Source organism: Paenibacillus nitricinens (assembly GCF_052056485.1).
Taxonomy (GTDB): Bacteria; Bacillota; Bacilli; order Paenibacillales; family Paenibacillaceae; genus Paenibacillus_AQ; species Paenibacillus_AQ nitricinens.
In genome coordinates, this window is sequence record NZ_CP183948.1 from 4,862,057 (window position 1) to 4,875,629 (window position 13,573).

Annotated in this window: 10 protein-coding genes, 1 pseudogene and 1 riboswitch; of the genes and pseudogenes, 1 reads left to right on the forward strand and 10 read right to left on the reverse strand. The window is 45.0% G+C overall.

What is annotated here, in order from left to right; genetic code table 11:
* Positions 1 to 83 precede the first annotated feature (83 nt).
* From metE to ACN6KS_RS21765, 9 genes and pseudogenes are all read right to left on the reverse strand, one after another.
* On the reverse strand, positions 84 to 2,384 hold the full coding sequence (metE, locus tag ACN6KS_RS21725; RefSeq protein ID WP_440960457.1) for a 5-methyltetrahydropteroyltriglutamate--homocysteine S-methyltransferase: 2,301 nt from the start codon (positions 2,382 to 2,384) through the stop codon (positions 84 to 86).
* 256 nt (positions 2,385 to 2,640) lie between these two features.
* Positions 2,641 to 2,845, reverse strand: a riboswitch (cobalamin riboswitch).
* Between the two features lie 293 nt (positions 2,846 to 3,138).
* Complete coding sequence (locus ACN6KS_RS21730) at positions 3,139 to 3,999, reverse strand: undecaprenyl-diphosphate phosphatase (RefSeq protein ID WP_042190575.1); 861 nt, start codon at positions 3,997 to 3,999, stop codon at positions 3,139 to 3,141.
* A 49-nt stretch (positions 4,000 to 4,048) separates the two neighbouring features.
* Positions 4,049 to 4,672: a DedA family protein gene (locus ACN6KS_RS21735; protein ID WP_042190577.1), complete on the reverse strand. Its 624-nt coding sequence runs from the start codon at positions 4,670 to 4,672 to the stop codon at positions 4,049 to 4,051.
* A gap of 17 nt (positions 4,673 to 4,689) precedes the next feature.
* Positions 4,690 to 6,639 carry an FtsX-like permease family protein gene (locus ACN6KS_RS21740; RefSeq protein ID WP_440960458.1) on the reverse strand — a complete coding sequence of 650 codons (1,950 nt, stop codon included), beginning with the start codon at positions 6,637 to 6,639 and terminating at the stop codon, positions 4,690 to 4,692.
* Positions 6,614 to 7,384 carry an ABC transporter ATP-binding protein gene (locus ACN6KS_RS21745; protein WP_094878936.1) on the reverse strand — a complete coding sequence of 257 codons (771 nt, stop codon included), beginning with the start codon at positions 7,382 to 7,384 and terminating at the stop codon, positions 6,614 to 6,616. Before ACN6KS_RS21745 ends, ACN6KS_RS21740 begins: the two co-directional genes overlap by 26 nt.
* A gap of 85 nt (positions 7,385 to 7,469) precedes the next feature.
* On the reverse strand, positions 7,470 to 8,468 hold the full coding sequence (locus tag ACN6KS_RS21750) for a sensor histidine kinase (protein ID WP_094874630.1): 999 nt from the start codon (positions 8,466 to 8,468) through the stop codon (positions 7,470 to 7,472).
* Positions 8,465 to 9,166: a response regulator transcription factor gene (locus ACN6KS_RS21755; RefSeq protein WP_094874631.1), complete on the reverse strand. Its 702-nt coding sequence runs from the start codon at positions 9,164 to 9,166 to the stop codon at positions 8,465 to 8,467. Before ACN6KS_RS21755 ends, ACN6KS_RS21750 begins: the two co-directional genes overlap by 4 nt.
* Positions 9,167 to 9,450: 284 nt before the next feature.
* The gene (locus ACN6KS_RS21760) at positions 9,451 to 10,065 is read right to left on the reverse strand and encodes a hypothetical protein (protein ID WP_440960459.1); all 615 of its coding nucleotides are present in this window, start codon (positions 10,063 to 10,065) and stop codon (positions 9,451 to 9,453) included.
* A gap of 107 nt (positions 10,066 to 10,172) precedes the next feature.
* Positions 10,173 to 10,925 (reverse strand): annotated as a pseudogene (locus tag ACN6KS_RS21765) (TIGR00266 family protein).
* A gap of 574 nt (positions 10,926 to 11,499) precedes the next feature.
* On the opposite strand from ACN6KS_RS21765, the gene trhO reads away from it, so the two are divergent.
* Entirely contained in the window at positions 11,500 to 12,396 is an 897-nt protein-coding gene (gene trhO / locus ACN6KS_RS21770) for an oxygen-dependent tRNA uridine(34) hydroxylase TrhO (protein ID WP_094877918.1), read from the forward strand.
* A 236-nt stretch (positions 12,397 to 12,632) separates the two neighbouring features.
* Here trhO and ACN6KS_RS21775 read toward each other — a convergent pair whose 3' ends face one another.
* The gene (locus tag ACN6KS_RS21775) at positions 12,633 to 13,304 is read right to left on the reverse strand and encodes a YitT family protein (protein ID WP_094872822.1); all 672 of its coding nucleotides are present in this window, start codon (positions 13,302 to 13,304) and stop codon (positions 12,633 to 12,635) included.
* Positions 13,305 to 13,573: the final 269 nt, after the last annotated feature.

Consider the following 13,573-nt stretch of genomic DNA (forward strand, 5'->3'; position numbering starts at 1 on the left):
AAGAATGAGAATTATTATCAAGTGGCTGAAATAAAAAGCCAGGGAGAAATTCCCCGGCTATGATTTATTGTATATCTCTAATGCTATTTGGAGGCACTAACTCCTGCCTTTTCTCTTGCAATAGCGGCAGCCTTTACCATGTTACGAAGTGCATCTTCCGTCTCCTGCCAGCCACGTGTCTTAAGACCGCAATCCGGATTAATCCAGAACTGTTCAGGGTCGAGCACCCGCAGCGCACGATCAATAGCAGCTGTCATTTCTTCTACAGCAGGAACCCGTGGACTATGGATGTCATATACACCAAGACCGATTCCCTTATCATATTCCTGTTCTTCAAAGCTAACGATCAATTCCCCATGGCTACGGGAAGTTTCTATAGAGATGACATCTGCATCCATCGCGGAAATGGAGTCGATCATGTCATTGAATTCGCTATAGCACATGTGGGTATGAATTTGTGTTGTAGCCTTCACATGATTCGTTGCGATACGGAACGACTTCACCGCCCAATTCAAGTATGCCTCATGATCTTCAGCCTTCAAAGGAAGCCCTTCACGGATAGCCGGTTCATCTACTTGAATCATCTCTATGCCTGCATCCTCCAAAGCTTTAACTTCATGACGGAGCGCTAAGGCAATTTGATTAGCTACTGCTTCCCGACTAAGGTCATCACGTACGAAAGACCAATTGAGGATTGTAACAGGACCAGTCAACATGCCTTTAACAGGAAGGGCAGTTAACGACTGAGCATAAACGCTCTCTTTCACAGTCATAGGCTGAATAAAAGCTATATCCGCATAAATAACCGGTGGCTTCACGCAGCGAGATCCATAGGATTGAACCCAGCCATTACTAGTAAATAAGTAACCATCTAGCTTCTCCCCGAAAAACTCCACCATATCCGTTCTTTCAAACTCACCGTGCACGAGTACATCCAGACCCAGTTTTTCTTGGAAGGTAATTGCATCCGCGATCTGCTCACGTACGAACCCATCGTAGCGCTCTTGATTCCATACCCCTTTACGCCATTTCAACCTTGCCTGACGTACTTCTACGGTCTGTGGAAAGCTTCCGATCGTTGTCGTTGGCAGAAGTGGCAGCTGCCATTTCTCCTGCTGCGCCTTCAGGCGCTCAGCAAACGGTAGACTGCGTTGGTCCGGTAAATCTGCAAGTCCAAGAACTTGCTCCGCAACATCCTTACGGCCGCGTTCAGGAAGCGAACGGAAGGCAGTAAGGGCTTCGCGACTGGCTGTCAACGCAGCAGCAGCTTCTCCTGTACCCTCTAAGGCTGCAGCAAGCAGGCCAAGCTCACTAAGCTTCTCATCAGCAAAGGCTAATGCAGCCTTGACGGTTGTCTTCAGCTTCGCCTCACCCTGAACAGTAACCGGAACATGCAGCAAACTGCAAGAAGGCTGTAGAATAAGACGATCAAGCGGTACATGTACACTCAGCTTCTCGATTAGCTGCAGCTTAGCATCCAGATCCGAGCGCCAGATGTTGCGTCCGTCAATAATACCCGCTCCCAGCCACTTATCCTCAGGCCAGCCAAGACGTTCAATCGATGCCAGGTTCGTCCCGCCATCATGGACAAAATCAAGACCTAAACCTTGTACCGGAAGTTTGAACAATGCCTCCAGCGGTTCAGCAGCTTCAAAGTAAGTCTGCAGATTAATATTTAAACCAGGCACGGATTCAGCAATTTCTGTGTAAATCGAGTGAAGTAAGGATAATTCTGACTCATTTATTCCTGTAACAATTGCTGGTTCATCCATCTGTACCCAGCTTACTCCTTCTTGCTTCAGTTCCTGCAACAGCTGAATGTAAACCGGAAGAAACCGAGCAGCAATCTTCGCAATATCCGCAGATGCAAAACCTTTTGACAACTTAAGGAATGTATAAAGGCCTAAAACTACAGGTTTACCCTCAATTCCCGCTTGGGACTTGGCAAAACGATAAGCTTCCAGTGGTTTGTTCTCGGTCAGACGCGGCGTTTGTGCACCAATCTCTGGAACGATGTAATGATAGTTCGTATTGAACCATTTAGTCATCTCACAAGCGGTAGCCTCAGCATTTCCTCTAGCCATCGCAAAATAAAGATCAAGTCCAATGTCGCCACCGTCATACGCATAACGTGGAGGTACGATCCCGAACATAACAGCTGTATCCAGCACATGATCGTAGAATGTAAAATCATTTACCGGAATGAAATCAATTCCTGCCTCCTGCTGAGTCTTCAAATGCTGAAGCTGAATGCCTGTCATTTCAGTACGGAATTCTTCCTCATTTATTTTCCCCGCCCAGAAGGCTTCCAACGTTTTCTTCCACTCGCGGTTTTTTCCGATTCTTGGATAGCCAAGATTACTTACTTTTACTTTGTTCGTCACTTTGCAGCTCCCCTTCTCCATTTTCTTATTTTGGACTTGATATCACTTGCATTCCTATAAGCATAAACGCCTTCGGCGCCCTTGTAAGGACGGTAAGCATTTTAGCGAGAAATATAAGACATAAAGTATAGGTGCAAAACTTATACTTTCTTATATTTTAAAAAAGAGCGCCCTTCCCTAAAAAAAGTCAAAGGGAAAGACGCCCATAATATACCTATGGTTAACGTCTAACACCTTCCTATCCTCCGTAGGTGAAGCAGTGCTGTTGAAACAGGCAGGTCTCCTGGCTAGCGGTGTCAGCATCCTTAGCAGTCTTCCCAGCAGTAGTAAATTGCCAGTGACATATGTTGCTACGGACTCTTCCGTTACAGTGGCGGGACCGCATCGGCTTCGAACCGAACTTCCCTTTTAAGCCTACCGAATTACTAATTCCGGCAAGCACCTGTCTCCGTTATTTTCAAGCTAAAACGCCCTTGGTGTCCTTTTAAGGACGGTAAGACGTTTATGCGAGAATAATAAGAAAGTATTGTGTGAAACTTATACTTTCTTATCATTTAATCGCTAAAACGCCCTTGGCGTCCTTTTTAAGGACGGTAAGCGTTTATGCGAGAATGATAAGAATAAAGTGAAACTTTTACTTTATTCTTATCATCAATAAAGTGAGTGTCTTAATCTGATGTCATCATACGTGAAAGCCCCCGTCATCTGCAATAGATGACGGGGGCTTTGGTTATATCGATTCCTTATAACGGATTTAGAAAAACACGAAATATACTACTGCAGCAAGTACTATGCGATATATAGCAAATGGTAAAAGCTTAATCCGGTTGATCAATTTCAAGAAGAAACGCATCGATAATAACGCAAACACAAAGGCACTGATAAAGCCTGCAATGAAGAACGGCAGGGCATCGATGGTGAAATATTGCCAGTTCTTCATCAGTGAGAGTAAACTGGCGCCTGCCATGATTGGAACAGCCATAATAAACGTGAAATCAGCAGCAGCACGATGACTCATACCCAGAAGAACACCACCAGAAATCGTCGAACCGGAACGTGAAAATCCCGGCCACAAGGAGAAGCACTGGACCAGACCAACACCTAGCGCCTGCTTATATGTAATCTGATCGACACTCTCCGTTTGAATCTTCTTAGGTCCGAATAGATCCGCAATAATCATTAATACAGCACCGACTACTAGACCGATTAACACGGTAGATGTAGAGAATAAATGTTCGTCAATATAATCATTAAACAGAACCCCCAGCACGCCTGCTGGCACTAAGCCTACAAGCACCTGTGTAAGCTTAAGGTGGCCGCCTTTTTCAAGCTGTGGTTGTTGCTCGGTTACAGGATCCAACTGCTTGCGGCTGAAGCGCTTTAAGCCCAACAATTCAATGAACCTATTTCTAAAAATAACTACAACTGCTAATATTGACCCCAGCTGTATAACCACTTTGAACGTATTGGCCGTATATTGCCCAAATAACTCTGTCGATTTTAACCACATATCATCAACAATGATCATATGACCCGTGGAGGATACCGGAGCAAATTCAGTCAATCCTTCAACAATTCCCAAAATAATAGCTTTAATAATCGTTAATAGCTCCATTTGTTCTCCTCCTTTTAATCATAACTTTTATCTATAAGTCCTTCTCGGCTCAACCTTCGGTGTTCATTTTCCGGCTGCGCTTGCGGAAGAACAAATACCCCAGGATCACTACTCCACCTGCAAGAAGCACGTACACTACGTTAGAGTACATATCCATATACATGGCGATGTCTTCCCAGGACTCACCCAATGCCGCCCCAATAAGCACCAGCAATAGATTCCATCCCAGCGTACCAATCGTTGTGAAGATCATAAACACTCCAAATTTCATGCCCGACATCCCTGCTGGGATCGAGATCAAACTACGCACTAATGGAACCATCCGACAAAATAATACGGTCCAATAGCCATATTTGTCAAACCAAGCGTCAGCCTTGTGGATGTCCTTTTTGCTAATCCGGAGTAGGCCGCCCCAGCGTTCAACGATCTTTTCCAATCGATTTACATCCAACAAACGACCGATATAATAAAGAATCACTGCACCCAGCAGTGAGCCAAGCGTAGCAGCAATGATTACCCCAGGAATGGTCAAATTCGTTGTGGTTGTCATGAATCCGCCAAAAGGAAGGATCACTTCGGAAGGAATTGGTGGAAATATATTTTCAAAAGCGAGCATCAGGAAAATACCAAAGTAACCAAACTGCTCCATAAAATCTGTAATCCATGCTTGCATTTCGTAACCCCCATTATTCAGATCAAGTTCTTCTTCAAGTTACGTAAATAACGGCTGCGAATAAAAAAGAAGTAAAGTCCCTGGACAGCCAAATATCCCAATAACACCGCCCCGGTCTCCACAGCAATAGATAAGTAGAACAACCGCTGAAGCGCAATAAAGGCAAACACACTATGCAAAATGGCAATCCCAACCGGAACAAAAAACAACAACGACAATTGTATCGTTACAATTCGGTTTAGCTCATGATCTGTAAGTCCCATTTTGGACAATGTAGAATATTGATGACGATCATGATCTAGATCTGTATACAGCCGGAAGTAAAGGAAGCTGCCTGCCGCTATGAAAAATACAGTACCCACCAGTAAAGAAGCGAATAGCATCGTGTTGTACAATGTTCTCTGTATTTCAAACAGCGTGCCGCTAACAACAATCGCGTATGGCGAGTTACTTTCATAGGATCGTTTCCCTTTATGAGCAAGATCCGCCGCTATACCTACTGTTCGCGGGAAGTCATCCATGTAAAATCCTGTATACAAATCGGTCTGTACGGGATGAATAGCCTTGTAAAGCTCATCGCTAATCACAACACCGCTGAAATCTCCCCCATCCCTTCCATCCAGCTCCGGCAATAGATATTCGGCAATGGGAACATGCTGGGTATAACCCATTTCTCGAATGGAAAGACCTTGCTTCAAAGTGTATATCGGCTTTACTCTACCCGCTTGCAGACTCCGGTCTCGTTGCGAACCGATCATCACCAGTCCTTCATCTCCACTTAGAGGTTGCTCATCCGTCGTAAACCCTGCACGAAGCAGAGCAAGCTTATAATCACTGTAAGCAATCAAGGGAAGCCTTAACGTGCGATCTGGCCCGGTCTGAGATTCCACCTCTGCGTATTTAATCGGAATATTAAGTGTCTCATAGGGTAACCCGAGCGTTGTAAGCTCTTCCTTAATTTCGTCCAAATGCTGGTCCAAAGGATCCTGCGATTGATGGCCTTTGGCTACATAACCGACTGCTGCGGGATAGTCCAATTTCAACTCTCTGGAAAGCGTATGGATCGATGCAAATACTCCCACTGAAGTAAAAGATACTGCGGATACAATCGTCACCATAAAGAACATTCGGGCATTCTCTTTCCAGCGGTAAGACAAGCCCGATAAAGTAATGATATTCGTGCGGTTCCAATACAGGCGCCGGATCGTCTTAAGCAGTTTAACAGTGTAAATACTGAGCTGAGTATAAAAGAGATAGGTACCCGCAACCGTAATTATAACGACGGGGAACATCACCTTTTCAACCGAAGCCGCTTGTGCAGTAGCTGCCATAAAATAGCCCGTTAACAGCAATAAAGCAGACAGGATTGATAACACCAAGGAAACTTTAGGTTCCTCTTCTGCTTTTCGTTCTCCCTGAAACAGCCGCATCAGTGATTCATTCCCAATAAAGAAGAACGTGCTTAGCGAGATTAGAATAAATAACAGCGCAAAGCTACTTATCGTTAGTACAAGCGCCTGCCATGGAAGATGAAACGTTAAAAGAGGTATACCCAGAAAAGTAGATCCGATCATTAAAAACAACTTGCCCAGAATTAACCCAAGTAATGTACCTGTCAGAATGGCTGAGGTGCCGATCATCATATTTTCCAAAAATACCATCATGTTGAGCTGTTGCTTCGTCATTCCATGCATCAATAAAATCCCAAACTCCATCTTACGTGACTGTAGAAACGATCCAACCGATACGAGAACGAACAAGGAGCAAAACACATAAATAATGGCTTCTGCCGCCATCATTGTATGAGCTGCTGTACTATAAACCAAACTTTTAGAAATATCCGGATGGTAAATAAACAAAGCGCACACGAAAAAGATCATCACTGAAAAAGCACTGACGACAAAATAAGCCGCATATTTACGCTTGTTACGTGTAACATTCCTATAAGCGAATTGCCGAAAGGTCATGGCTAGTTCCCCCAAGCAGAGACAACATATCAATGATACTTTGGAAGAAAGCGCCTCTGCTGCTCCCCCTGTACATTTCACTATAGAAACGTCCGTCTTTAATAAAGATGACTCGGTTACAAAAACTCGCGGCCACTGCGTCATGTGTGACCATCAGCACAGTTGCCCCTTCTTCCTGATTTACCTCTGTCAGCATATTCATGACTTCACCTGAAGCCTTGGAATCCAGATTCCCTGTAGGCTCATCTGCTAAAATCAGTGCAGGACGATGAATCATCGCCCGGGCGATGGCGGTCCGCTGCATCTGTCCACCTGAAATCTCGTATGTCCTTTTTTGCAGCAGATGCTTGATGTCCAGCATACTTGCTACTTCTTTCAATCTGCTCTCCATTTCCGTTACACGGACACCAGCAAGCGTGAGAGGCAGCACAATGTTCTCCTCAACAGTGAGCGTATCCAGCAGATTGAAATGCTGAAAGACGAAACCAAGCTCATGGCGGCGAAAGAGTGCCTTGTCTTGTCTGCTAAGCAGATTGGGATCTCGGCCGTTGATCAGAATCTGACCGGAGGTCGGCTGGTCAATGGTGGCGATCGTGTTGAGCAGTGTTGTTTTTCCACTCCCCGAAGGTCCCATAATGCCAACAAACTCCCCTTTTTCAACAGAAAAGCGGATATGATTCAATGCCTGAGTGGACACTTTGCCCTCATATATTTTTGATAAATTATGAACATCTAGAATGGGCAAGTGTTACCTCTCCTTCTTTCGACTGGATTGCCTTCATTATACAAAGTGTATACACAGGCTGCCATTTCTCTAACTTACAATGACCTTACATATTTGTAAGGTAGGACTCCTTAAACACTATCCGTACGGTCGTGCCCTTGCCTTCTTCTGAGCAAATGCTCACCTCTTGGCCAAGTTTTCCGCAGATCTGTTTTACAAGATATAAACCCATTCCCGTGGATTCTTGAAAGGTTCGTCCATTGACACCTGTAAAATAAGGATCAAACACACGCGGCAGATCACCTGCTGGGATGCCCACGCCTTCATCTCGTATCTCCAGTACTGCTCTCTTGTCTTCTTGTATGTACCCATGAAAATATACATGTTTGCCGACTTCCGTCGTATAACGTATTGCATTCGTAATAATCTGCGTAAGTACAAAACTTAGCCATTTCTCATCTGTAGTTACGGCGATTCGCTCATCTATTTTAATAGTGGGAAATATACGGTTACGTATGAACAGACGCTTCTGCTCTGAGGTCACGCTACGTACGAGGGTTTCCAAATCCAAACGTTCCACGTAAAAATCATGCTCAAAGGTATCTAGCCGAGCCGTATAAAGTACAGTGTCCAGTCCTTTTTTCAGACGATCCAGTTCATCACCTATCGCCGTAAAAGGCGGTCCGTCTTTATCTTGAATCATCAAATGGATCACAGACAGCGGTGTCTTCATTCCATGCACCCACTGATTAATAAAGTGAATATGTTCTTCCAGCTTGTGGCGGTAGCTGTGTAAATCATTTTTGTAGAGGCGGAATTGTGACCCTAGTAGTCCTCGTAAACTCACGGCAAGCGGAGAATCCTGTGATGGACCGCCAGCTTCATCTAGAGAGGTAGGTACAGTCTCCAATCGTTCATAGAACGTACGATTGCTGATATACCGGTAAGCGAGGTAGCCAAGCAGCAGACAAGTGCTGAGAAGAGCAGCGTACAGACTAACACTCACACCACTGCCCCCATCCAGCCGATAGACTAGTGTGATCAAGATGAGCTGTGCTAGATAGACCACAATTAATGGGATCTGCTCCCTTAAAAATAGCTTCAACCCTCATCCCCCCAATTCGGAATCAAGCGGTAGCCTTGACCTCGAACGGTTTGTAGACCGTCCGTAATCTCAAGAGCGGCAAGCTTTTTACGTACACGGGTGACATAGACATTAAGCGTATTCTCATCCACAAAGGCTTGATCATCCCAGATTTTTTCGAGCAGTCTGTCGCGGGTAACGATAGTTCCCGACTTTTGCATCAGCTCATCTAGTATCTTGGCTTCCGTGTGACTTAAATCCACCTTGGCTTCTCCCCGAGTAAGGACTAGTCGCTCCACATCCAGTGCCAATCCGGCAACGGTTAGGGTACGCTCATTGTTGCTTCCCGCATAGGTGCCGTAAGCGCGTCGTAACTGGCTTTTAATTTTGGCCATCGCAATTTCGTAATCAAAGGGCTTCGTAATATAATCGTCGGCTCCGTTCTCCAGCGCCATCACCTGATCCATTTTGCCGTCGCGGGCAGATATAAAAAGGATAGGGCAGGTGGAAATCCCACGAATCTGGCGGCACCAGTAATAACCATCGTATTTTGGCAAATTAACATCTAATAGAACCAGGTGCGGAGCGAACGTCTCAAACTGAGTGCGAACCCGCTCGAAATCATTCACAGCCTGTGTTTCATATCCAAACTTATGTAAATAATCCTGTAGCAGAGCTACCAGTCCACGGTCATCTTCTATAATAAATATTTTGAACATATCATGCCTCCGGTCACAGCCTTAACAATATAGGGGTTTGCCAAATAATATATACATCGTGGACAGGGTTAGTCAAATTTGTTAGGGGGATTATGCGACAGATCGTCAGCGTAAAGCTAGGCAGATCGTCATGCTTAACGTGAGGCAGATATTTAAGGGTAGAATTAAACTATCCCAACCTCTAAAAAAAGACCCGTGAATGAGCATAATCATTCACGGGTCTCACTATATAGTTAGTTGCAGATACAGTAGCGGTAGACATCACAGAGTCGATAAAAAAAACGTCAACCGGCGATATCATCTCGAACATAAGTAACCAATGTCTTGCTGAAGCAATTAGAACTGGATCCGGCCATTTCTACGGGATTTATACCGTTCTTTTGGCTGGATTTGCTCAATCTGGCCCATTCTACGGGATTTATACCGTTCTTTTGGCTGGATTTGCTCAATCTGGCCCATTCTACGGGATTTATACCGTTCATTTGGCTGGATTCACGCGATCCGGCCCATTCTACGGGATTTATACCGTTCTTTTGGCTGGATTTGCTCAATCTGGCCCATTCTACGGGATTTATACCGTTCATTTGGCTGGATTCACGCGATCCGGCCCATTCTACGGGATTTATACCGTTCTTTTGGCTGGATTCACGCGATCCAGCCATTTCTACGGGATTTATACCGTTCATTTGGCTGGATTCACGCGATCCGGCCCATTCTACGGGATTTATACCGTTCTTTTGGCTGGATTTGCTCAATCCGTGCAAATCGAGGGCATTTTTGCCCCTATTTCGCTCCATTTGGGCCATTTCCCAGAAATCTAGGGCATTTTTGCCCTTCTTTCGCCCCATTTGGGTCATTTCACTCAAATCGAGAGCATTTTTGCCCTTCTTTCGCTCCATTTGGGCCATTTCCCAGAAATCTAGAGCATTTATGCCCCTCTTTCGCCTCAGCAAGGCCATTTCACTCAAATCCGGGGCATTTCTGTACTCTACTATCACTCACAACCTTATCTGCCATCCAGCAGATTGCCCAGTCCACCAAGTACACTGCCTTCTTCTTTGCGTCCGCTGTTACCGGCAGCAGACAAAATACGGTCAGCCATACGGCTGAACGGCAGTGACTGCACCCACACTTTGCCGGGTCCGCGCAGTGTGGCGAAGAACAGGCCCTTACCGCCGAATAGCGCGGTTTTGACACCTTTTACAAACTCAATATTATAATCCACTGATGACGTCATAGCGACAAGACAGCCAGTGTCCAGCTTGAGCGTCTCTCCCCGTTGAAGTGTGCGTTCCATAACGTAGCCGCCAGAGTGTACGAATGCAAGACCGTCGCCTTCCAGCTTTTGCATAATAAAGCCTTCACCACCAAAAAAACCAGTGCCCAGCTTGCGCTGAAATTCAATACCGATCGAGACGCCCTTCGCCGCACAGAGGAATGAGTCCTTTTGACAGATCACTTTTCCGGCATATTGCTGAAGATCAAGCGGGATGATTTTTGCCTGGATATGGAGCAGCAAAGGTGACACTTTTTCGTCCATAAGAACCACTGTGTGTAAAGACGGTCATGAACAGGCTTTCCCCAGTCAGCAGACGCTTACCGGCACCCATCAGCTTACCCATCAGTCCGCTTCCGCGCGCCCCCCGCTACCATCACCAAAAATCGTCTCCATCGTAATTTCCTGATCCATCATCATGAAGCTTCCAGCTTCGGCAATTACACTCTCTCCGGGGTCAAGCTGCACCTCCACACACTGAATTTCCTAGCCCATAATGACAAAATCAATCTCGTGAGCACTCATCCCGCAGTCCCTCCTTATTATTAATGTCACCAAGTGACTCTTCGAATGAAAATTAATACACGCGTTGTGATTCACGGTTTCGCCAATCATAACAACCCATGTTATTCGCCTATATCCAGCAAAATGTAAACCAAAATTCTGGCTGACCTTAATCGTAGCATCCCCGAAAAATACAATTTACACCATCTGCCATCACCGCATAAATTGTTTCTTTAACAGGAATATAAAAGAGTGATCACACCAAAACGACTGCATCCAACATGATGAATACAGTACCTTCTTTGACTCCCACATCCACTGATCAGCAGCGACAAAATATCGTCTCCTCCACTCGCGCCGCCATTTCGCAGAATAGTCTCCATATGCATGATGATTCTGACATATTCATTGCGCTGTTTTTCTTATTAATATCCAAGTTTTAACCATTACTGAATCAAGAGTTTCTCTTGTCAATGCTTGATAATATGTTACAATACTTTTTATACTTAAACGTTTATTTAGTAGTCTAATTCTAATGATAAAGGTGAAAAGAATGAAACCACAATCGGAATATGCAATTCTGCTATACTATAAATTTGTAAAAGTGCCGGATGCAGAACAATTCGCTCAGGAGCATTTGGCTTACTGCAAAGAGCTTGACGTAAAGGGACGAATTCTCATCTCAGATGAAGGCATTAACGGGACACTGTCTGGTACGATTGCCCAAACCGAGCAATACATGAAGGATTTGCGCGCAAATCCGATGTTCAGCGATATCGTCTTCAAGATCGATGAGGCAGATGGTCATGCCTTCAAAAAGATCTTCGTTCGTTATAAAAAGGAACTCGTGACGTTCCGGGTCGAGGATGAACTGGACCCCAACGTGATCACCGGAGAGCATCTGGCGCCTAAAGATTTCTATGAAATGATGCAGCGAGATGATGTGGTAATTCTGGATGGCCGTACCGGCTATGAATTCGATCTGGGTCATTTCCGCGGTTCCATCCGCCCTGAAGTTGACAGCTTCAAAGAATTCCCGGACTGGATTCGCGAGAATATGAGCGAGCTAAAAGATAAACCAATCCTGACCTACTGTACAGGCGGAATCCGCTGCGAGAAATTAAGCGGGTTTATGATGAAAGAAGGCTTCCAGCAGGTGTACCAGCTGGATGGTGGGATTGTGACTTACGGTAAAGACCCTGAGGTACAGGGACAACTGTTCGATGGAAAATGTTATGTCTTCGATGAGCGGATCTCCGTACAGATTAATCATACCGATGATGATATCGTTGTTGGTCGTTGCCATCACTGCGGTCAGCCCGCTGACAAATTCATCAACTGCGCCAACGATGCTTGCCATCTACAGCATATTTGCTGTGAGGACTGTGAAAATGAGCATAGTGGACATTGCTCGGACGAATGCGAAGCTATCACGAATGCAGTGGGCTAAATAAGAGGGACAAGTGGTCGCAAATGTCTCTTCACGATTTAAAGACAAGCATAAGAGATTCTTAAGTTAACAAAAAGGTGGCGCACAGGATTAATCCCGTGCGCCACCTTTGTTATGAGCGAAACGTCCAAGCAACGCCCCTGAGATCACTTATTCAACAAAAAAAAGTCAACCAGAAATTCTGGCTGACCTTATATATAGTATATCCCCGAAATAAGCTGTTTATACAGTCTTATTCACATTACCGTACCATCATGCGGTTTACGCAGCGTAGACTGAATCTTTGGCGCCTTCACTAACTTTGGTTTACCTAAAGAGGTTGTAAAGGTGATCACATAACCTGCGACGACTACCGCCATCACCGTATACATCGTTTCTCTAACAGGCATATAAAAGAGTGATAATGCCAGAACGATTACATCCAACATGATGAATACTGTACCTACTTTAATTCCCTTCCATTCACTGATCAGCAGCGACAAAATATCATCTCCACCACTTGCGCCGCCGCTTCGCAGAATAATTCCCGCGCCTAAACCTGTCAGTACGCCAGATAAAAGGGCTGCTAATGCCAAGTTGCCCTGCAAGTTGATGACCAAACCGGAATAACGTTCCATGAGTCCGTAAAAGATTGTAAAAGCTCCTACAGAAACAAAGGTGTTGCATACGAACGTTTTCCCTTTGAACATCCATGCAATCAAGAGTACTGGAACGTCTAGAAGCAGAGTTGAAATTGAAGGTGATATTCCTAATACGTATTTGCCGAGAAGCGATAATCCTACGAATCCGCCCTCAGACAAATGGTTCTGAAAATTGATGTGATAATAAGCAAATGCAAGCAAAAATGTTCCAAACAAAATGACTGTCAACCGGAGCAGTACATTCACTCCGTAATTGTGGTTCCTCATACAGGTCTCCCCTTATCGTATATGGCGGCTAAACGTCCCACCAACCTCTACGACGGGTAAAACCGGAGGTATTGCTCCTTCGCATATATATACTCCTTCCCCTCGCAGAGGCGGTTCGTCGAGTAACAACGGTTCACGCACCTTCTACAGGGAAGCTAAGTATAAGACAGATCATAACGTTTCCAAATCGTCCTTTGGGGAATCGTCCTTCGGGGACACATGGTATCCTGATCCTTTCTGTAATTTAATAAGTTCTGAATACATTATAC